Consider the following 19,669-nt stretch of genomic DNA (forward strand, 5'->3'; position numbering starts at 1 on the left):
ACCGCTTCCGGCGGAAAGGCATTGCGGGCAAAGGAGATTGGGCTGTTCGGCCGCATCGGGACTAGTGGCCAAGCGCACAGAGAACCGAGTTGCCCGAGCCCGTCCGCGCGATGCATGCTTGCGTCCAGCAACTAGTTGGTTGCCGCAATTAAATCGGTTGCGCTTGCTGGGGGTGGATGCACTGGGGTCGGGGGAAGAGCGCGAGCGGCTGCTCGCCGACGCGAGCGGAGTGGCCGACGCGCTCGGCAGGCTCGCCCGCGCTTCGGGACACCTCGAAGCGCACGCGAGCAGGCACGGGGCCGACCGCGTCGGCTACATCCTGCTCAAGCTGCTGGCGACGGAGGGGCCGCTGCGGTCCAACGCACTGGCCGAGGCGTTGCACGCGGACCCGTCGACGATCAGCAGGCACGTGTCGCAGATGGTCAGGAACGGCCTCGTGGAGCGGACCGTCGACCCTGACGACAAGCGCGCCTGCCCGCTGGCGATCACCGCGAAAGGCCGGGAACGGCTCGCCGACCTGCGGCGACGCCGAGACGAGACGACCGCCCGGCTCCTGGAGTCGTGGCCGGGCACCGACCGCGCAGAGCTGGCCCGGCTGCTCGGCCGTTTCGTCGACGAGTACGAGCGCGCACTGCCGCAACTGCTGACGGCGGTGCTGGAGCAACGGCCGCTGGTCGGCCATGCGCCGGAAACGGCGCCGAGAGGGGAGAACTGATGTCGGAAACGGCCGAACGGGCCGCACCCGCGCCACCGGGCACGAGACTGACGCACCGGCAGATCCTGACCGTCCTCACCGGACTGATGCTGGGCATGTTCCTGGGGGCTCTCGACCAGACGATCGTGAGCAGCGCGATCCGGGTCATCGCCGACCAGCTGCACGGCCAGACCGCGCAGGCATGGGTGACCACCGCGTACCTGATCACCGCGACCATCACCACGCCGCTGTACGGCAAGCTCTCCGACATCTACGGCCGCAAGCCGCTGTACCTCGCGGCGATCTCGCTGTTCCTGCTCGGATCGGTGCTGTGCGGGCTGGCGAACTCGATCTACGAGCTGGCCGCGTTCCGGGCCATCCAGGGCCTGGGCGGCGGTGGTCTGATGTCGCTGGCGCTGACGATCATCGCCGACATGCTGCCGCCGCGGGAGCGCAGCCGCTACCAGGGCTACTTCATGGCGGTCTTCGGCGTGTCCAGCGTCGTCGGCCCGGTCATCGGCGGCCTGTTCGCCGGGATGGACAGCTTCCTCGGGTTCGCAGGCTGGCGCTGGGTGTTCCTGGTCAACGTGCCGGTCGGCCTGATCGCGCTGGTCGTCGTGGCCAAGGTGCTCAACGTCGAGACCGAGCGGGTCCGCCACCGCATCGACTACTGGGGCGCGGCGTCGCTGGTCGTGATGCTCGTGCCGCTGCTGACCGTCGCCGAGCAGGGCCGCGAGTGGGGCTGGACCTCGGCGACGTCGGTGACGATGTACGCGATCGGCGCGCTCGGCCTGCTGCTGTTCGTCGTCTCCGAACGCCGGATGGGCGAAGAGGCGCTGCTGCCGCTGCGGATGTTCCGGCTGCCGTCGTTCCGGATGGGCAACGTCCTCAACTTCATCGTCGGCGTCGGCATGTTCGGCGGCCTGATGTCGATGCCGCTCTACCTGCAGATCGTCAAGGGCCTCGACCCGACCGCGGCCGGCATGCTGATGCTGACCATGACCGCGGGGATCATGATCTCCACGACGATCGCGGGCAAGGCGATCTCGAAGACCGGCAGGCTCAAGCCGTTCCCGATCATCGGCTCGGGGATCATGACCGTCGCGCTGCTGCTGTTCAGCCGCCTCACCGCGGACACCTCGCTGGTGCAGGTCGGCCTGATCGCGGTGGTGATGGGTCTGGGGCTGGGGCTGCTGATGCAGACGCTGACCCTGGTGGTGCAGGCCGACGCGACCCGCACCGACCTCGGCGTCGCGACCGCGTCGGTGAACCTGTTCCGCCAGACCGGCGGCACCGTCGGCGCCGCGGTGTTCCTGTCGGTGCTGTTCTCGACGGTCGGCGGGCGCATCGCGGACTCGATGCGCGCCGCGGCGGTGAGCCCGGAGTTCACCGCGGCCCTGCGCGACCCGGCGGTGCTGGCCGACCCGGCGAACCGCGACTTCCTGGCCGGGATGGGCGGCGGGACCCCGCCGGACCTGAACGACACCTCGTTCCTGTACCACCTCGACCCGCGCCTGGCCCGGCCGATCCTGGACGGGTTCGCCAGCGCGATGGGCACGGTGTTCTTCGTCGGCGCGTGCGTCGTCGGGGTCGCCTTCGTGCTGACCTGGTTCCTGCGGGACACCCGGCTGGACTGAGCGCGGTACCCGACGCGGTGAGTTGTCCACAAACCTGTGGACAACTCACCTTTCTGTGGACAACTCCTGGGCTGCGGCCCGGAATGTGGAAGAGCCCTCACCTGTCGCAGGTGAGGGCTCTTTCGAATGCGGCGGCGAACCAGGGCGTCTTCAGTGCCCCTCGTTCTTCGCCCGCTCGTAGGAGCGCTTGATCTCGGCCTCGGCCTCCGTCCGGCCGACCCACGTCGCGCCCTCCACGCTCTTGCCCGGCTCCAGGTCCTTGTACACCTCGAAGAAGTGCTGGATCTCCAGCTTGTGGAACTCGGCCAGGTGGTGGATGTCGCGCAGGTGCTCCTGGCGGGGGTCGTCCGAGGGGACGCAGATGACCTTGTCGTCGCCGCCCTTCTCATCGCGCATCCGGAACATGCCGATGGCCCGCGACTTGATCAGGCAGCCGGGGAACGTCGGCTCCTGGACCAGCACCAGGGCGTCCAACGGGTCGCCGTCCTCGCCGAGGGTGTCATCGATGAACCCGTAGTCGGCCGGGTACTGGGTGGCGGTGAACAGCGTCCGGTCGAGACGGATGCGCCCCGTCTCGTGGTCCACCTCGTACTTGTTCCGGTTCCCCTTGGGGATCTCGATCGTGACGTCGAAGTCCACGCGGTTCCTCACTCGTCTTGCGTCGGATGCGGCCACCCGCTCGCGCGAGCGGCCACGTCTAGTGTGGACCACGCGGCGTCGCCGAGCCCCACCGCAGTGCGAGACGTCGCATCTGAGAGGCTGTTTCCCGCCTGTTCCGGTGCCCCGATAGCTGGTCACTCGTACAGGTGGTAACGCGTGCGGGCGGAGAGGCAGGCCCTCCCGGGGCGCCCGCAGCGATCCGTCGAGGAGGAACACGTGCCCGACCCCCAGACGACCAGGGGTGAGGTGTCCGAACCCGAAGCCGAACCGCAGTCGGACGCCACGGGTTCGGGCGCGAGTACAGCGAAGACGACGCAGACGCGGACCGGGACGCTGGACGACGCGGCGGGCACCGAGGAGCGCGAGCGGGACGCGGCGGATGCGGAAGAGGACGGCGGCGACGACGCGGAGAAGTCCGCCGGCGAGGGCGAGTCTTCCGACGCGGCAGGCGGGGACGACGACCGGGCGGCTGCCGACGGCGAGTCGGCTGACGGCGAGTCGGCTGACGGGGAGGCCGCCGGAGCCGGCGACCATGAAGCCGCCTCCGAGGAGAGCGAGCCTGGTTCCGCGGGTGGTGGCGGTCAGCTGCGCGGGCAGTTCAAGGGCCGGTTCACGGCGGGCGGGTCGATGAACGGCCAGCTCACCGGTCGTATAGACGGACCGATCAGCGGCCGCATGGATGGCCGGATCGACACGGAGGAGTCGAAGGAAGCCGGGAAGCCGGAACAAGCCGACGCGGCCGGGAGGCCGGACGAGGCGGTGGAGTCCGACCAGGCAGGGGAGTCCGGCGAGGCTGGGAAGTCCGGCGAGGCACGAGAGCCCGAGTCCGACGAGGCCGCCGCGGAACCGGAGGACTCCGGCGAGGAGGCCGAAGACTCCGGTTGGGAATCCGCCGAGGCGGAAGAGGACGCGGAGACCGACGAGCCGGCGCAGGCCGCGGAAACGGCGGAAGCCGACGCGGACCGCGACGAGCCGGCGGACGCGTCCGAGGAGCAGCCGGCGGCGCCGGAGGATGAGGGCTCGGCGGACGACGTCGACTCCGACGAGTCCTCGGCGGAGGAGAGCGAGGACGCCCCCTCCCAGACCGCGACCGATGAGGATGCCGGCGCTCCGGACCAGTCGGACACCGCTGACGACTCGACGGCCGGCGAGCCCGAGGAAGCGGGCGACGAGGCCCGGGAGCCCGAATCCTCTTCGGCTGACACCGTCGCGCTTGGAACCGTTCAGCCCGAATCGGACGAGGACGGCGAGCAATCCGAGTCCGGGACCGCCGAGCGGGAAGCCGAGCCCGAGGCACCCGGAACCGAGGTCGCGGAGACCGGATCAGCCGAGGACGAGTCCGCCGAGGCAGAGGCCGCTGACACTGCTGCCGAGCCCGAGACGGCTGACTCCGCGGCAACCGAACCCGATGCTGCTGAGTCGGAGTCATCCGAGCCGGAAGCCGACGAGGCGGAGACCGCTGAGCAGACGCCTGACTCGGAGGCAGCCGAGGACGAGCACTCCCAGGCCGACGCGGCCACCCCGGTGGAGGAGCCGGAGGCTGCCGCCGACGAAACCGCCGAGACCGCAACCGCCGAAGCTGGGACCCCCGAGCGGCACGCCGACGAGTGGCCGACCGACGAGCACGAGCGCGTCGAAGCGGAGCCGGAGACCGGCGAGTCGGTCGAGACGGGTGAGGCAGCCGAAGAGCCCGCGGAGCCCGCAGCCGAGGAGTCGGCGCAGGCCACCCCGGTCGAACCGGCCGAGGAGGAGGCCGAGGAGCCCACCTCCGAGGAACCCGACCAGTCAGCGGCCGAGGAACCCGAGGCCACCGCTCCCGCCGAACCCGAGCAGGCGCCGGCACCGGAATCCGAGCAGGAAGCGACTGCCGAGTCCGAGCCGAAGGCGCCTGCCGAACCTGAGCAGTCCGCGCAGGCTTCTGCCGTCGAGCCCGAGCAGCAGCGCCCCGCCGTCCCGCCGGAGCGCAGCGTCGAGCAGACCCAGCAGTTCCGCCCGGTCGAGCAGACGCAGTGGATTCCGCGCATCGAGCAGACGCAGCAGATCCAGCGGATCGAACCGGAGCGGGAGGAGCCCGCCGACGACACGGGCGGCGAGGACGCCGGTCCGCCGACCGACCCCGGGCCCTCGAAGCCGTCGCCGCAGCTCGACCAGGGCCCGCCGACGATGCGGATCCCCGCCGTCGGTGCGGCGCCGAGCGTCGACGGTCCGCCGACGCAGCGCATCCCGCTGGTGCCGCCGCCCGGAGCCGCCGAGCAGACGCAGCAGTTCGCACGGCCCGACTTCAGCAGTCCGCCGCGCAGCGCCCAGCCGCAGGACTTCGACACCTCCTCGCCGCGCACCGCGCAGCCCCACGACTTCGCCGGGCTGACCGGTCAGGCCCCCGCGCCGGCAGCGCCGCAGCCGCCCGAAGTCACCCGGCACGCCCCGGCGCCGGCCCACCAGCCGCCGCCCGCGCCCGCCCAGCAGCCGTACGTTCCCGGCGCGACGCAGCCCGTCGCCAAGCCGGAGCCCGAGGCTTCCCCGGAGCCGCATCCCGCTGAGCCGCCCGCTGCCGCGCCTGCGAAGCGCCGGAAGCGGCGCGGGACGCTGATCACCGTCGCGCTGCTGCTGGTCGTCGGCCTCGGTGCGGGCATCGCGTTCGGCCCGGGGCTTCTGCGCGCGCTCACCGAGACGCAGATCGCCGAGCCGCCCGCCCCGGTGCGGCTCCAGCCGTCGATCAAGCCGCTCGGCGACGGCGCACCGCTGCCCCGCCAGCAGCGCGTGTCGGCCGCGCTCGCCGGTCCGCTGGCCAACCCCGCGCTGGGGACGTTCGGCGGGACGGTCATCGACGCGCAGACCGGCGCGCCGGTGTGGCAGCAGAGTCCCGGCCAGGCCCTCACCCCGGCCTCGACCGGAAAGCTGCTGACCGTGAGCGCCGCGCTGCTCGCGCTCGACCACCAGCAGCGCTTCAGCACCAAGGTGGTGCGCGGTCCCGAGCCGGGCAGCGTCGTGCTCGTCGGCGGCGGCGACCCGACGCTGTCGACTCTGGGGCCCGGCGAGGACACCGTCTACGCCGGGGCCGCGCGCGTCGACGACCTGGCCGAGCAGGTCCGCAAGGCCACCGGCGGGCCGGTCTCGCGCATCTACGTCGACGTCGGCCGCTACTCCGGGCCGAAGATGGCGCCGGGCTGGCTGCCCGAGGACGTCCAGGCCGGCTACGTCGCCCCGATGGAGCCGCTGATGCTCAACGGCGGTCGCGCCGACCCGACCAAGGACACCAGCCCGCGCACCCAGACGCCCGCGCTCCAGGCCGGGCAGCGGCTGGCGTCGAAGCTCGGCGCGGGCAACGTGCAGGAGGGCAACGCGCCGGCGAACGCGCAGATCCTCGGCGAGGTGAAGTCCCCGCCGGTGCAGGACATGGCCGAGATCGTGCTCCAGCACTCCGACAACGTGCTGGCCGAGGCGCTGGCCAGGGAGGTCGCGATCGCCACCGGCAACGAGCCGTCCTTCGCGGGGGCTTCCAAGGCGGTGCGCGAGGTGCTCCAGCGCAACGGCTTTGACCTCTCGGGCAACACGATGGTCGACGGCAGCGGCCTGTCGCTGGACGACCGCGTCACCCCGCAGCTGCTCGGCTCCCTGCTGGCGACGGCGACCGCCCCGGCGGGGCCGGAGGGCGGACTCGTGCAGAAGAGCGCGAAGCTGCGCGCGCTGCTGCCGGGGCTGCCGGTGGCCGCGGGCAGCGGCAGCCTGCACGACCGCTACACCGGCAGCTCCGGGCGCGGCTGGGTGCGGGCCAAGACCGGGACGCTGGACGGCGCGAACAGCCTCGCGGGCACCGTCGTCACCGAGGACGGCAGGCTGCTGGTGTTCGCGCTGATGTCCAACGGCACCATGTCCGCGCAGGCCCGCCCCGCTCTCGACGATCTCGCCATCGCCCTGCGCGACTGCGGGTGCGGCTGATCGTGCGGTATGCCCCCGCGTCGCGGCGGGGTACGGTCGGGCGTGTGAATGCGCGTTCGTCGACCCTGCCGCCGCGGCCCGGGGCCTCCGCGGACCACCGAGCGCTGGACTGGAACGTCGCGATCAGCACGGCCATCCGGTTGATGAAGCCCGGTCCCGAGGTGCCGCGCGCGGAGGCGGAGGAGGCGGTGCGCTCGCTGCGCCGCTACAGCGTGGAAGCCGAGACGCACGTCCGCGAGCTGACCGGGCTCGGCGCCCACCTGCCGGTGCTGGAGGGCGATGTCGTCGACCGGCCGAACTGGGTGCGGGGTGCGGCGCACGGGCTCGCGGAGCTCACCGACGCGGCGCTCTCCAAGGCGCACGGCGTGGAGAGCGACGGACCCGACCTGCTGAGCGGGATCAGCACCCGGGGAGCCGGGGTGCAGGCCGGGATCGTGCTGGCCTACCTCGGCGGCAAGGTGCTCGGGCAGTACGACCCCTTCGGGCCGGCCGCGAACGGGCAGTCCGGCCGGTTGCTGCTGGTCGCGCCGAACATCGTCGCGGCGCACCAGGCGCTTGAGGTGCCGGGCGAGGACTTCCGGATGTGGGTCTGCCTGCACGAGTCGACCCACCGGTTGCAGTTCACCGCCGTGCCGTGGCTGCGCGACCACTTCGCGGCCTCGCTCGGCTCGCTGCTCTCCGAGATGGAGGGAACCACCAGCGACCTGCTCAGCCGGTTGCCCGCCGTGGTGCGCGAGGTGCGCACCGGTCGCGGCGGTGAGTCCAGCCCCGGTGTGCTGGGCGTGATCGAGCTTCTGCAGACCCCGGAGCAGCGCGCCGCGCTGGACCGGATCATCGCGATCTCGACGCTGCTGGAGGGCCACGCCGACCACGTGATGGACGCCGTCGGCCCGCGCGTGGTGCCCAGCGTCGCCACCATCCGCCAGCGGTTCACCGAGCGCCGCAAGGGCGGCGGGCTGCTCGACCGGATCCTGCGCAGCCTGCTCGGGGTCGACGCCAAGATCCGGCAGTACGCCCAGGGCGCCGCGTTCACCAGGCACGTCGTCGACCGGGTCGGCATGGAGGGCTTCAACGCCGTGTGGGCCTCGCCCGACCACCTGCCCACCCGCGCGGAGATCACCGCTCCCGCCACCTGGCTCCGCCGCGTCCACGGCTGACGCCGCTCGACGGCCGCCGCCGCCGACTCCGTCGGCGCGTCGCGCCGCCGCCGCTGCCCGCGCCGCCGCGGCTATGTCGCGCTACGCGCGACAATGACGCCGTGCCTGCCCCCGCCGCCGTCACCGCTACGCGAGCCGCCGTCCGGCGGCTCCTCGGCTCCGCCGAGGCGTCGCCGTCCGCGCCGCTCGGCGCGGTCGCCGTGGCGTGCTCCGGCGGCGCCGACTCGCTGGCGCTCGCGGCCGCCACCACGCACGTCGCGCGGCGCCGGGACATCGCCGTACACGGCCTCGTCGTAGACCACGGGCTCCAGGAGGGTTCCGCCGACGTGGCGAGCCGGGCGGCGGAGCAGCTGGAGGAGCTGGGGTGCGATGTCGTCCGCGTGCTCCCGGTCGAGGTCGGCCGTGACGGTGGTCCCGAAGCCGCCGCGCGGCGGGCGCGTTACGCGGCACTGGAGGCCGTCCGCCCTGCCGGCGCACCAGTCCTGCTCGGGCACACCCGCGACGACCAGGCCGAGACGGTGCTGCTCGGGCTCGGCAGGGGATCGGGGGCGCGGTCGATCGCGGGCATGCGCCCGGTCGACCTCCCATGGCTGCGTCCTTTCCTCGACGTGACCAGGGACACAACACTGGCCGCGTGCGAGGCGCTCGGTCTGCGGCCGTGGCAGGACCCGCACAACTCGGACGCGAAGTTCACCCGCGTCCGGCTGCGCGCGGAGGTGCTCCCGCTGCTGGAGGAGGTCCTCCAGGGCGGTGTGGCCTCCGCGCTGGCGCGCACCGCGGTGCAGTTGCGGGAGGACGCCGACGCACTCGACGAGGTGGCCGCCGACGTGCGGAAACGGGTCGAGCACGGCGACGCGCTCGACGCCGGGGCCCTGTCGGCGAACCCGGCCGCGGTGCGGCGCCGGGTGCTGCGCGGCTGGCTGCTCGACCAAGGTGTCCGGGAGGTTTCCGACGCCCACCTCCGGGCCGCCGACGCGCTGGTCGGCAACTGGAAGGGACAGGGACCACATGCGTTGCCGGGCGGCTTTGTGCTGCGCCGGACCCATGGCACGCTGCGGGTGGAAGTGGCGGTCAAGCAACCGCCGGATTACTGATCGGTGAGAATTGGCGGCGCGGCGGGGCCGGGGACACCGGCGCCGCGCACGCTCACCGAATCGCGGAGAGGGGAATCCGGGGTGTACGAGGGCGACATTGCCTCCGTGCTCATCACCGAGCAGCAGATCAACGACAAGGTCGTCGAGCTGGCCAAGCAGGTCGACGAGGACTACCAGACGGGGCGTGGCGGCGATCTGCTGCTGGTCGGGGTGCTCAAGGGCGCGGTCATGTTCATGACCGACTTCGCCAGGGCCCTGCCCCAGCCCGCGCAGCTGGAGTTCATGGCCGTCAGCTCCTACGGCTCGTCCACCTCCTCCTCGGGCGTGGTGCGCATCCTCAAGGACCTCGACCGCGACATCGCGGGCCGCAACGTGGTGATCGTCGAGGACATCATCGACTCCGGCCTCACGCTGTCGTGGCTGCTCAAGAACCTCGCGTCGCGCAACCCGGCCTCCCTGGAGGTCTGCACGCTGCTGCGCAAGCCGGACGCGGTGCAGGTCGACGTGCCGGTGCGCTACGTCGGCTTCGACATCCCGAACGAGTTCGTGGTGGGTTACGGGCTGGACTACGCCGAGCGCTACCGTGACCTGCCCTACATCGGCACGCTCGATCCGAAGGTCTACACCTCCGGTGCGTGATCGCCGTTCGTGCCTGGATGACCCCGCACGCGTCACCGGCGGCGGTATCGTGCGAGGTACGCTGGCAGTCCTGCGTAATGCTCGGCGTAGTCGTGCGGTCGCGTCGGCCGGTACGCTGGTCTGAAGGGGTTGACGGCGGTGACGAGATGTGCCGTGGCCCGAAGTGACAGTCAGGGAGGGTCGAGGCCGCCCGACGGCCGCAAGTGAATGGACCGAAAGCGCCTTCTCCGGAACCCGCTGCTATGGATCTTGACGGCGTTTCTGCTGATCTATGCCTTCAGCGTGCTCTTCGACGAGACTCGCAACTACCGCGAAGTCTCGACCTCGCAGGCTTTGGAGCAGATCGCCCAGGGCAAGGTCAAGGAAGCGACCATCGAGGACAAGGAGCAGCGGGTTCGTCTGACCCTCAAGGACGGCCAGACCTTCGAGAACAGCTCCGAGCTGATAGCCCAGTACCCCGCCGGTGCCACCGACCAGGTGGTGCAGGAGATCCGCGGCGCCCAGGTGCCGAGCTGGAACACCAAGGTCACCCAGGACTCGTTCTGGGTGCAGATGCTGTTCTACCTCGTGCCCATCGGCCTGCTGGTGCTGCTGCTGATGTGGATGATGAACAACGTCCAGGGCGGCGGCAACCGCGTGCTCAACTTCGGCAAGTCCAAGGCCAAGCAGCTCACCAAGGACATGCCCAAGACGTTGTTCGGCGACGTCGCGGGTGCCGACGAGGCCGTTGAGGAACTCCACGAGATCAAGGACTTCCTGCAGAACCCGGGCCGCTACCAGGCCCTCGGCGCCAAGATTCCCAAGGGCGTGCTGCTCTACGGCCCTCCGGGCACCGGCAAGACGCTGCTGGCGCGCGCGGTGGCAGGCGAGGCCGGGGTGCCGTTCTACTCGATCTCCGGTTCCGACTTCGTCGAGATGTTCGTCGGTGTCGGTGCCTCCCGGGTCCGCGACCTGTTCGAGCAGGCCAAGCAGAACGCCCCCTGCATCGTCTTCGTCGACGAGATCGACGCGGTCGGCCGCCAGCGCGGCGCCGGCCTCGGCGGCGGCCACGACGAGCGCGAGCAGACGCTGAACCAGCTGCTGGTCGAGATGGACGGCTTCGACTCGCGCGGGGGCATCATCCTCATCGCGGCCACCAACCGGCCGGACATCCTCGACCCCGCGCTGCTGCGCCCGGGCCGCTTCGACCGCCAGATCCCGGTGTCCGCGCCGGACCTGCGCGGCCGCCGCGCGATCCTCGGCGTGCACTCCAAGGGCAAGCCGCTGGCGCAGGACGCCGACCTCGACGGCCTGGCCAAGCGCACCGTCGGGTTCTCCGGCGCCGACCTGGAGAACGTGGTCAACGAGGCCGCGCTGCTCACCGCGCGGGAGAACGGCCAGCTCATCACGGCCGCCGCGCTGGAGGAGTCGGTCGACCGTGTGATCGGTGGCCCGCGCCGCAAGAGCAAGATCATCTCGGAGCGGGACAAGAAGATCACCGCCTACCACGAGGGCGGGCACGCGCTCGCCGCGTGGGCCATGCCCGACCTGGAGCCGGTCTACAAGCTCACGATCCTGCCGCGCGGCCGCACCGGCGGTCACGCCCTGGTCGTCCCCGAAGACGACAAGGACATGATGACGCGGTCGGAGATGATCGGCCGGCTGGTGTTCGCCCTCGGCGGGCGCTCGGCGGAGGAGCTGGTGTTCCACGAGCCCACCACCGGTGCCTCCAGCGACATCGAGCAGGCCACCAAGATCGCGCGCGCCATGGTCACCGAGTACGGCATGACCGCCCGGCTGGGCGCGGTGAAGTACGGCAAGGAGGAGGGCGACCCGTTCCTGGGCCGCTCGGCCGGCCAGCAGCCGAACTACTCGCTCGAGGTCGCCCACGAGATCGACGAGGAGGTGCGCAAGCTCATCGAGGCCGCGCACACCGAGGCGTGGGAGATCCTCAACACCTACCGCGACGTTCTCGACGAGCTCGTCCTCGAGCTGATCGAGAAGGAGACGCTGGTCCGCAAGGACCTGGAGCGCATCTTCACGAAGGTCGAGAAGCGGCCGCGGATCACCGCGTTCAACGACTTCGGCGGTCGCACCCCGTCGGAGAAGCCCCCGATCAAGACGCCGGGCGAGCTGGCCAGGGAGCGCGGCGAGCCGTGGCCCCCGGTCACCGAGCAGCCGCCGGCACCGGCGCCCGCTCCGGTCGGCGCGGGCCAGCAGCAGGGTGACGCGTCGCAGAGCAACGGCGTGGGCCAGTACGGCCAGCACCCGGGCACCGTGCAGTTCCCGCACCCCGGGCAGCAGCAGGGCCAGCAGGGCGGCTACCCGCAGCACGGCCAGTCCGGGCAGTACGGCCAGCCGGTCCCGCAGGCGGTGCCGCCGAACTACGGCGCGCCGCCCGGGTGGACCCCGGCGACCTCGCCTTCGGGCTCGGCGCCCTCGGGTTCTCCGGTGCCATCGGGCGCCGAGCAGGGTGGCAACCAGTACAGCTGGGTGCCGTCCTGGGAGCGGAGCCAGCAGCCGCAGACCGGGCCGTCGCAGCCCGGCGGCGGCGACTCCAACGGGACGCCCGGCGCGCAGCCCGCGCAGGGTGAGGGGCAGTCCGGGCAGAGCCCGGACTCCACCGACGAGAACGGGAACGGCACCAGCACCAACCGGTGATGAACAGCCGCTTGACTCCGGACACGGCGGCCCGCTGCGCGCGGGCCGCCGGTTTCCGGTGGAGGAACGACAATTGACCAGCACGGTCGGCGAGCCGGTCGGGCCGGAGGAGGACTCCGGGCCCGGCCGTTCGGCTTTTCACAACCCGGTGTTCGACCAGGAGCGCGCTGAGGCGGCGATCCGGGAGCTGCTGCTCGCGGCGGGGGAGGACCCCGACCGCGAGGGCCTGCGCGAAACCCCGGCTCGCGTCGCGCGCGCGTACCGGGAGCTCTTCGCGGGGCTCTACACCGATCCGGACAAGGTCCTGGACCGCACCTTCGACGAGGCCCACGAGGAACTCGTCCTGGTCCGCGAGATCCCGATGTATTCCCAGTGTGAGCACCACCTCCTGCCGTTCCACGGGGTCGCGCACGTCGGGTACATCCCGAACGAGAAGGGCCGGGTCACGGGGTTGTCGAAGCTGGCAAGGCTGGTGGACCTCTACGCCAAGCGCCCGCAGGTGCAGGAGCGGCTCACCTCGCAGGTCGCCGACGCGCTGATGCGCAGGCTGGAGCCGCGCGGGGTGATCGTGGTGATCGAGGCCGAGCACCTGTGCATGGGCATGCGCGGTATCCGCAAGGCGGGCTCGATGACCACGACCTCCGCGGTGCGCGGGATCTTCCGCAGCTCCGCGTCGTCGCGGTCCGAGGCGCTGTCGCTGATCAGGGGCACCTGATGCACCCCAAGCTGCCGAACCCGCGCCGGTGCGCGGTGATGGGCGTGCTGAACGTGACACCGGACTCGTTCTCCGACGGCGGCCGCTACCTCGACCGCGCCGCGGCCGTGGCGCACGGCGTGCAGATGCACCGCGCGGGCGCCGACATCGTCGACGTGGGCGGTGAGTCGACCCGGCCGGGTTCGGAGCGGGTCGACGCCGAGACCGAGATCGACCGGGTGCTGCCGGTGGTCACCGAGCTGGTCGCAGAGGGCGTGCCGGTCAGCGTGGACACCACGCGGGCCCGGGTCGCGGCGGCGACGGTGCGGGCCGGGGCGACCGTGATCAACGACGTCTCCGGCGGGCTCGCCGACCCCGACATGGCCAAGGTCGCCGCCGAGACCGGGGTGCCGTGGGTGCTGATGCACTGGCGCGGCCACAGCAGGAACATGAACTCGCTGGCCGTCTACACCGACGTCGTCACCGAGGTGCGCGACGAGCTGCGGCGGCAGGTCGACGCCGCGCTGGAGGCCGGGGTCGCCGAGGACGCGATCGTGCTGGACCCCGGGCTGGGCTTCGCCAAGACCGGCGCCGACGACTGGCTCCTGCTGCAGCGGCTGGAGGTGCTGATCGACCTCGGCTTCCCGGTGCTGGTCGGGGCGTCGCGCAAGCGGTTCCTCGGCAGGCTGCTGGCCGACGCCGACGGCGAACCGCGGCCGCCTGCGGGGCGGGAGACCGCCACCGCCGTGGTCTCGGCGCTGGCCGCCGACCGGGGCGCGTGGGGCGTGCGGGTGCACGACGTCGTGGCCTCGTTGGACGCGGTGGCGGTGACCGCCGCGTGGAACAGCGGAGGAGAGCTCGGTGGCTGACCGGATCACCCTGACCGGCCTGAAGGTCCGCGGCAACCACGGCGTGTTCGACCACGAGAAGCGCGACGGGCAGGACTTTCTCGTCGACATCACGGTGTGGATCGACCTGGCGGGTGCCGCCGCCGACGACGACCTCGCGCAGACGCTGCACTACGGGGAGATGGCCGAGCGCGCGGCGGAGATCGTCGCCGGCCCCTCGCGAGACCTGATCGAGACCGTGGCGGCCGAGATCGCCGACGACATCATGGCCGACGGGCGGGCCCACGCCGCCGAGGTCACCATCCACAAGCCGTCCGCGCCGATCCCGCTGACCTTCGCCGACGTCGCGGTGACGATCCGGCGTTCGCGCCGCGGCGGGCGCGGCAACGTCGTCCCGGCCTGAGCCGGCAGCGGGGAGGTCGCGTTGAGCAGGGCAGTGCTGTCGTTGGGGTCGAACCTCGGTGACCGGCTGGCGCACCTGCGGCTGGCCGTCGAGGGCTTCTCCGACGTGCTGGTCGCGGCGTCCCCGGTCTACGAGACCGCGCCGTGGGGCGTGACCGACCAGCCGGACTTCCTCAACGCGGTCATCGTCGTGGAGTCGGCCGGCGTCGACGAGTGGGGCTGGCTGCGGCGCGGGCAGGAGCTGGAGCGCGCCGCCGAGCGCGTGCGGGAGCGGCGCTGGGGCCCGCGGACGCTGGACGTGGACGTGGTGTCGGTCGACGACGTCCGCAGCGACGACCCCGAGCTGCTGCTGCCGCACCCCGGCACGCCCAGCCGGGCGACCGTGCTGATCCCGTGGCACTCGATCGACCCGGAGGCGCAGCTCCCGGGTCGCGGCCCGGTCGCCGCGCTGCTCGCGGCGTTGCCGGAGGACGAGGTGTCCGGGGTCCGGCTGCGCGCCGACCTGGATCTGCGGCCGTCCGGCTGAGCGGGAACCGGTTTGTCCGAAGTGGAGCGGGGCCGCCGCGCTCCGAGCCCGGCGGCCCCGCTCCCGGTCACCTGGCCGACGCGCGCAGGGCGGCGGCGAGCCACTTCGAGCCGGCCTCGGTGTTCGGGTGCTGCGGCCAGCCGTTGATCGTGGCCATCAGCTCCCAGTAGCGGGAGAGCCGCTCGTCGTGCTGCTGGTAGTGGTCGGCCAGCCAGTTGCGGAACTCCGCCGAGTCCGGCTTGCCGTACTCCTCCGTCGACAGCTCGACGATCCGCGCCACGAGCGCCGCGGCCTCCGGCCCCTCCGGCGACGTGCCCGCCTCGGCGGCCTGTCGCGCCTGGTCGGTGACCGCCCACCACTTGTGGGCGTCCTCCGGCGCCGGACCGCTCATCGACTCCCCGGCGTCCCTGCGGTCGGAGTGCTCCTGAGAGGCGCTGCGGACCAGGTGCCGGAAGTCCGGGTCGGCGACCAGCTCCGCGAGCTCGATCCACGCCTCGACCTGCTCGGTCGACGGGTCCTCGGGGAGGTTGGGCTTGGCCGAACGCATCCACTCGGCGAAGTCGGGGTTGATGTTGAGCCCCTCGGTCATCTCGTCCCAGAACTCGTCGATGAGCCGGTTGCGCTCGGAGTCCGACATCTTGGCCAGCTTGTGCATGAGTCTCACCTCTTCGGTCGTGCGGCGCAGTTTCACGACCGCGCGCAGCACCGCCCGGCGGGTCCGCAGCAACCGCATCTGCTCTTCCAGCAGTGCGAGGTGCGCTTCGGCCAGCTTCGGCAGCGTGGTCTCGCGCTCCAGGACGCTGCGGACCTCGTCCAGACCGGCCCCCAGCTCGCGCAGCGTGCGGACCAGTTCCAGCTTCGAGATCGCCGAGACGTCGTAGAGGCGGTAGCCCGAGTGCGTGCGGTCGGTGGGCGGCACCACGCCGCTGTCGGAGTAGAACCGGATCGTCTTCACCGGCAGGCCGGTGCGCCTGGCGAGTTCGCCGATCGTGTAGAGCCTGGTGTCGTCCACGTCAAAGCACCTTCGACCCTCCAGCAGGGGGAGACTCAAGCGCTGATTCTCCGCCGTTGCCGTCAGCGGCGGTGCGGGTGGGATGCTTGTGGCGTGGACCCGCAGCACGAACACATGTCCTTCACCAAACCACGGCAACTGGTGGCGGCTGCCCTGGTCGCGGCGGTCCTGGTCTACCTGCTCGTCCGGATGGCCTACGGGGTGCTGCCGCAGCTGCCGACGTTCGCCGGGGCGACCCTGCTGCTGATCGCGCTGATCGACGTCGTGTTCGCGCTGACCATGCGCCCGCGGATCAAGCGCAGGCCGGGCACCGAGCCGGTCGACCCGCTGACGGCGGCGCGCGCGGTGGCGCTGGCGAAGGCGTCGTCGCTGGCCGGGGCGATCATGGGCGGGGTGTGGGTCGGCCTGCTGGCCTACCTGCTGCCGGAGCGCGGGACCGTGCAGGCGGCCGGCGCCGACACCGTCGCCGCGGTGGTCGGTCTGGTCAGCGCGGCCGCGCTGGTCGCGGCGGGGCTGTGGCTGGAGCACTGCCTGCGCAACCCCGACGAGCCCGAGGAACCGCTCGACGAGGACTGAATGGCCGATGGCGGGGACTGAACGGCCGGTGGTGGGGACGGGGATTGGCGGCCGGGGCGCGGAAATCGGGCCCGTCCGGATGCGTTGATCGGGTGTTCGAGAGTGGGCCGATCAGACCAAAGTGGAGCCGCGTTGTTCGCCTCCAGGTCTCGAACAGATAAACGCCCGGTACCGTGGTGCCCATGTCCGACCGTGGCAGTACCGAATCCGCGTCGCGAGACGGGCGTGCGACGGCGCTGTGGGTCGGTGCGGTTTTCCTCGCCGCGGCCGCTACCGCGGTCCTCGTGCTCAGCAACGACTCCAGGCTGCTCAAGCTCGGCCTGGTCGCGGCGTTGTGGTCGGCGCTGATCGCGGCCTTCGCGGTGGCGCGCCTGCGCGGGCGCGCGGCCGAGGACGCCGAACGCGCCGCCGAGCAGCAACGCATCTACGAGCTGGAGCTGGAACGCGAGGTGGCGGCCCGCCGCGAGTTCGAGCTGGAGGCCGAGGCCGAGGCGCGCCGCCGGGCCGCCGAGGAGTCCGACAGCGAGATCCAGGCGCTCAAGACCGAGCTGCGCAACCTGCGGGAGAGCCTGGAGCAGATGCTCGGCGGTGACGTCCTGTTCGAGCGGATCGCGCTGCGGGCGGAGTCGACCAGGGTGCGGTCGCTGACCGACAACGGCGGGACGAGCGCGCAGAGCACGTCGATCCAGCAGAGCTGGGGCCGTGAGCTGACCTCGGGGCCCGGCGGACACGTCAACGGCAGGCTCACCGGTGGCGTCATCACGCAGACGGGTGGCACGGCCGCGCCGGCGGGCCCCGCCGGGAGCGTCCCGCCCACGACCGTCAACGGCACGGTGTCGGCCACCGGCGCGGCTCCTGCCGCGGGTGCGGGTCCGGTGAAGGGCGCCCCTCCGGCCAAGGGGGCCGGGACGACGCCCGCCGGCGGGAAGCGGGGCCACGCGGGTGGCGGCTCCACGCCGATCACCGACCCCATCCCCGCGCCGGGAGGCACGAGCGGGCAGGCGGGCGGCGCGCAGAACACCGAGCTGATCAACCGCCTCGGCGGCGAGCCGCCGCGGGACGAGCAGCGCCGCAGGCCCACCCGTCCCCCGCGTCCGAAGCCCCAGCCCGCGCGCAACGAGACCCACGCCGCGCACCCGGCGCCCGCCAGGCGGGAGAAGCCGCAGTACGAGCGTCCGGACGCGGCCGGTTCGCGTTCCGGCCAGCAGGCCCGATCGGGTAAAGAGGCTCCGGCCGCCGAAACGACCCGCAAGGTGCCCGCGCCCAAGCCCGTCGATGAGCCGTCTCCGCAGGTGGATGCGGGTGCGCACGCCGAGGGGACCTCGGTGGACGAGCTGCTGGCCGCCTACGGCGGCTCGGGCGGGACCAAGCGCAGGCGCCGCCGGAAGGAATGACGTCAACGGACGGTCCGATGCCGGTGGACGGCTCGGCGTTTTAGGGTTTTGTCGTGTCCACACCTGATCTTCGGGAGCCGGCGCCCGACCTCTCCGGGGCGCGCCGGCTCCAGACCCGCAAGCACCACGTCGTCGGGTGGCCGATCGCGGGCCTGATCGTGCTCGGGATCTGCGGCCTCGTGATGGTCGGCGTGACGACCTCCAGAGTCGGTTCGTTGCCCGCTCTCGTCGGCGCGGTCGCCGCGCTGCTGCCGGTCGGGGTGGTCTTCGCCGCGATCGTCTGGATCGACCGCTGGGAGCCGGAGCCGCCGCTGCTGCTGCTCGGCGCGTTCCTGTGGGGAGCCGGCGGAGCCACCGCGTGCGCGCTGATGCTCAACGACGCCGTCACCGGGCTGGGTGACCTGCTGCTGGGGGCCAACGACCACCGCTTCTTCAGCCTGGCCGTGATGGCGCCGCTGGTGGAGGAGGCCGCCAAGGCGCTGTTCGTGGTCGGCCTGTGGTTCCGCCGCCGGGCCGAGTTCAACGGGATGGTCGACGGCATCGTCTACGCGGCGCTGACCGCGGCGGGCTTCGCCTTCACCGAGAACATCCTCTACTTCGGCAAGGCCTTCGCGGAGGGCGGTCTCGGCGGCGTCAGCGGCGGCGTTGTCGCGGTGTTCATCCTGCGCGGGGTGCTCGCTCCGTTCTCGCACCCGCTGTTCACCGCGATGGTCGGCATCGGGATCGGTATCGCCTCGCGGACCACCAACCGCCGGATGCGGGTGCTGTGGCCGGTGTTCGGGTTCATCGCCGCGGTGGTGCTGCACGCGGTGTGGAACGCCTCGACGCTGCTCGGCGGGGTCGAGTTCCTCAACATCTACTTCCTGTTCATGGTTCCGATCTTCTTCGGCACCGGGTGGATCGTGCTCTGGCAGCGCAGGCGCGAGCAGCGGATCGTCGCCGAGCAGCTGCCGGTGCTGCAGCGCGCCGGGCTGATCGTGCGCAGCGAGGTCGAGATGCTGGCGAGCCTTGCGGGGCGCCGGGGCTGGCTGCGCAAGGTCCGGCGCAGCGCAGGCGGCGAGGCCGCCAAGGCGGTCCGCGACTACCAGATCGCCGTCACGGAGCTGGCGTTCCTCCAGCACCGCGCGTCCGAGGGGCGCACCACCAGCGCCGTCCGCCGGGCGCGGCGGGAGAAGCTGATCGAGGACCTCAAGCACGCCCGGCGGTCGGCCGCGGGCAGCCAGCAGGCGATCCAGACCGCGCGGATCAAGATCCACGAGCTGACCCAGCTCAACCTCAAGCGCCCGCGCCGGTCGGACGGGCCGGTGCGTCCGAAGCGGAGCACTCCGGTCGGCCCGCCGATCCACGGAACGCCTCCGGAGCAGGTGCCCCCGCAGGAGCGCGGCCCGCACGCCTCCCCGGACCACGGCCGGTTCCCGGCCCAGGACCAGAGCCGGTTCCCGTCCCAGCACCAGGTCCCGTCCCCCGCCCAGGAGCGCGGACCGCACCAGCCCCAGGACCACGGCCGGCCGGGGGACCACCGCCAGGTCCCGCCGCAGGAGCGCGGCCCCGGCCACCCGCCGCGCGGTGCGGCGCCGCCCGAGCACGGGTCGCGTCGTCCGCCGGAGAACGGGCCGGTCCCGCCGCAGGGCGGCTGACCGGCGGCGCCGCGGCATCAGCCGCATCCGCTGTGCGTCGTGCCACCCGGGTGGCACGACGCGCATGTTTTCGGGCTACTCTCGCGCTGCTGTCCGGTACCCGGCAGACGGGACTGGAAC

The 19,669-nt window shown here is 72.3% G+C and carries 16 protein-coding genes; 14 read left to right on the forward strand and 2 right to left on the reverse strand.

What is annotated here, in order from left to right:
• Window positions 1-172: 172 nt before the first annotated feature.
• Both HUO13_RS02070 and HUO13_RS02075 read left to right on the forward strand, forming a co-directional pair.
• Window positions 173-715: a MarR family winged helix-turn-helix transcriptional regulator gene (locus tag HUO13_RS02070; protein ID WP_211899817.1), complete on the forward strand. Its 543-nt coding sequence runs from the start codon at window positions 173-175 to the stop codon at window positions 713-715.
• The gene (locus HUO13_RS02075; protein ID WP_211899818.1) at window positions 715-2,331 is read left to right on the forward strand and encodes an MDR family MFS transporter; all 1,617 of its coding nucleotides are present in this window, start codon (window positions 715-717) and stop codon (window positions 2,329-2,331) included. Before HUO13_RS02070 ends, HUO13_RS02075 begins: the two co-directional genes overlap by 1 nt.
• A gap of 150 nt (window positions 2,332-2,481) precedes the next feature.
• On the opposite strand, the gene HUO13_RS02080 is transcribed toward HUO13_RS02075, so the two are convergent.
• Complete coding sequence (locus tag HUO13_RS02080) at window positions 2,482-2,970, reverse strand: inorganic diphosphatase (protein ID WP_211899819.1); 489 nt, start codon at window positions 2,968-2,970, stop codon at window positions 2,482-2,484.
• Window positions 2,971-3,207: 237 nt separating this feature from the next.
• On the opposite strand from HUO13_RS02080, the gene dacB reads away from it, so the two are divergent.
• From dacB to folK, 9 genes are all read left to right on the forward strand, one after another.
• On the forward strand, window positions 3,208-6,930 hold the full coding sequence (gene dacB, locus HUO13_RS02085) for a D-alanyl-D-alanine carboxypeptidase/D-alanyl-D-alanine endopeptidase (RefSeq protein ID WP_211899820.1): 3,723 nt from the start codon (window positions 3,208-3,210) through the stop codon (window positions 6,928-6,930).
• 44 nt (window positions 6,931-6,974) lie between these two features.
• The gene (locus HUO13_RS02090; protein WP_211899821.1) at window positions 6,975-8,087 is read left to right on the forward strand and encodes a zinc-dependent metalloprotease; all 1,113 of its coding nucleotides are present in this window, start codon (window positions 6,975-6,977) and stop codon (window positions 8,085-8,087) included.
• Window positions 8,088-8,188: 101 nt separating this feature from the next.
• Window positions 8,189-9,181 (forward strand): tRNA lysidine(34) synthetase TilS, encoded by a 993-nt coding sequence (gene tilS, locus HUO13_RS02095; protein WP_211899822.1) that lies wholly within the window; start codon window positions 8,189-8,191, stop codon window positions 9,179-9,181.
• Window positions 9,182-9,262: 81 nt separating this feature from the next.
• Entirely contained in the window at window positions 9,263-9,820 is a 558-nt protein-coding gene (gene hpt, locus HUO13_RS02100) for a hypoxanthine phosphoribosyltransferase (RefSeq protein WP_211899823.1), read from the forward strand.
• A gap of 207 nt (window positions 9,821-10,027) precedes the next feature.
• The gene (gene ftsH / locus HUO13_RS02105; RefSeq protein ID WP_249124393.1) at window positions 10,028-12,460 is read left to right on the forward strand and encodes an ATP-dependent zinc metalloprotease FtsH; all 2,433 of its coding nucleotides are present in this window, start codon (window positions 10,028-10,030) and stop codon (window positions 12,458-12,460) included.
• 148 nt (window positions 12,461-12,608) lie between these two features.
• Complete coding sequence (folE, locus tag HUO13_RS02110) at window positions 12,609-13,175, forward strand: GTP cyclohydrolase I FolE (protein ID WP_211902598.1); 567 nt, start codon at window positions 12,609-12,611, stop codon at window positions 13,173-13,175.
• Window positions 13,175-14,023: a dihydropteroate synthase gene (gene folP, locus HUO13_RS02115; protein WP_211899824.1), complete on the forward strand. Its 849-nt coding sequence runs from the start codon at window positions 13,175-13,177 to the stop codon at window positions 14,021-14,023. Before folE ends, folP begins: the two co-directional genes overlap by 1 nt.
• A complete protein-coding gene (gene folB / locus HUO13_RS02120) occupies window positions 14,016-14,405 on the forward strand; it encodes a dihydroneopterin aldolase (RefSeq protein ID WP_211899825.1) in 390 nt (129 codons plus the stop codon). The genes folP and folB overlap by 8 nt, the downstream gene beginning before the upstream one ends.
• Before the next feature lie 21 nt (window positions 14,406-14,426).
• Window positions 14,427-14,930: a 2-amino-4-hydroxy-6-hydroxymethyldihydropteridine diphosphokinase gene (gene folK / locus HUO13_RS02125; RefSeq protein WP_211899826.1), complete on the forward strand. Its 504-nt coding sequence runs from the start codon at window positions 14,427-14,429 to the stop codon at window positions 14,928-14,930.
• 67 nt (window positions 14,931-14,997) lie between these two features.
• On the opposite strand, the gene HUO13_RS02130 is transcribed toward folK, so the two are convergent.
• Complete coding sequence (locus HUO13_RS02130) at window positions 14,998-15,942, reverse strand: MerR family transcriptional regulator (RefSeq protein WP_211899827.1); 945 nt, start codon at window positions 15,940-15,942, stop codon at window positions 14,998-15,000.
• 114 nt (window positions 15,943-16,056) lie between these two features.
• On the opposite strand from HUO13_RS02130, the gene HUO13_RS02135 reads away from it, so the two are divergent.
• The 3 genes from HUO13_RS02135 to HUO13_RS38000 all read left to right on the forward strand — a co-directional run bounded on the left by HUO13_RS02135 (window position 16,057) and on the right by HUO13_RS38000 (window position 19,549).
• Window positions 16,057-16,518: a DUF3180 domain-containing protein gene (locus HUO13_RS02135; RefSeq protein WP_211902599.1), complete on the forward strand. Its 462-nt coding sequence runs from the start codon at window positions 16,057-16,059 to the stop codon at window positions 16,516-16,518.
• Window positions 16,519-16,700: 182 nt separating this feature from the next.
• Window positions 16,701-17,912 carry a DUF6779 domain-containing protein gene (locus HUO13_RS02140; protein WP_249124394.1) on the forward strand — a complete coding sequence of 404 codons (1,212 nt, stop codon included), beginning with the start codon at window positions 16,701-16,703 and terminating at the stop codon, window positions 17,910-17,912.
• 53 nt (window positions 17,913-17,965) lie between these two features.
• Window positions 17,966-19,549, forward strand: coding sequence for a PrsW family glutamic-type intramembrane protease (locus tag HUO13_RS38000; RefSeq protein WP_211899829.1), 1,584 nt, complete (start codon window positions 17,966-17,968; stop codon window positions 19,547-19,549).
• The last annotated feature ends 120 nt before the right edge of the window (window positions 19,550-19,669 follow it).

The organism is Saccharopolyspora erythraea (assembly GCF_018141105.1).
Lineage (GTDB): Bacteria > Actinomycetota > Actinomycetes > Mycobacteriales > Pseudonocardiaceae > Saccharopolyspora_D > Saccharopolyspora_D erythraea_A.

Excerpts from the sequence above, each read along its gene's own strand:
- HUO13_RS02075 (WP_211899818.1), top strand. The coding sequence starts at position 715 with ATGTCGGAAACGGCCGAACGGGCCGCACCCGCGCCACCGGGCACGAGA.
- ftsH (WP_249124393.1), top strand. The coding sequence starts at position 10,028 with ATGGACCGAAAGCGCCTTCTCCGGAACCCGCTGCTATGGATCTTGACG.
- folP (WP_211899824.1), top strand. The coding sequence starts at position 13,175 with ATGCACCCCAAGCTGCCGAACCCGCGCCGGTGCGCGGTGATGGGCGTG.
- HUO13_RS02135 (WP_211902599.1), top strand. The coding sequence starts at position 16,057 with ATGTCCTTCACCAAACCACGGCAACTGGTGGCGGCTGCCCTGGTCGCG.
- HUO13_RS02140 (WP_249124394.1), top strand. The coding sequence starts at position 16,701 with ATGTCCGACCGTGGCAGTACCGAATCCGCGTCGCGAGACGGGCGTGCG.